1 pseudogene is annotated in these 517 nt (G+C 45.1%); it reads left to right on the plus strand.

The annotated features are described in order from the left end of the window. A pseudogene (locus AB4512_RS22705) lies at nt 1–517 on the plus strand (cell division protein ZipA); the annotation flags it as partial.

A 517-nucleotide genomic window follows, 5' to 3' on the forward strand; every position in this document is an offset into this window, starting at 1 on the left:
GTAAAGAGCCGGATTTTGCTGTTTCACCCTCTGATACTGATCCGCTGATCGACTCAGATCCGCTAACAGCGCCACAAGCGAAAGAAGCTTACGAAGATGATATCGAATTAAATGATCTTCCTTCTTTCAGCGTAGAAGACCCAATTAAGGTTGAAAGTGAACCTGAAGTGATTGAGGAAGAGAAGGACGTTGAGCCTGAAGTTCCAAGCTTTGAGTTGACTGACGAGCAAAAAGAAAACCATGCCGGCTTTAAAGTGCAGTACGGTTCGTTTGAAGAGCCTTCTGAAACAGTTGATGAGCCAGTCGTTCCAAACGAAACGCTTACTCAAAGAGAGCCCGTTGTTGCGAAAGAAGTCGTGACTCCGCAAAGTGCGACTGTTGAAGAAGCAAAACCAGATGAAGAACTTGGTTTAGAAGTGATCGTTCTTAATGTTCACTGTGCTGGAGAGATCCCATTCGTTGGGACTGAACTTTTCCGCAGCATGGAGAACAACGGTTTAACTTATGGTGAGATGTC

Source organism: Vibrio sp. 10N.222.52.B7, assembly GCF_041474275.1.
Classification (GTDB): Bacteria; Pseudomonadota; Gammaproteobacteria; order Enterobacterales; family Vibrionaceae; genus Vibrio; species Vibrio crassostreae_C.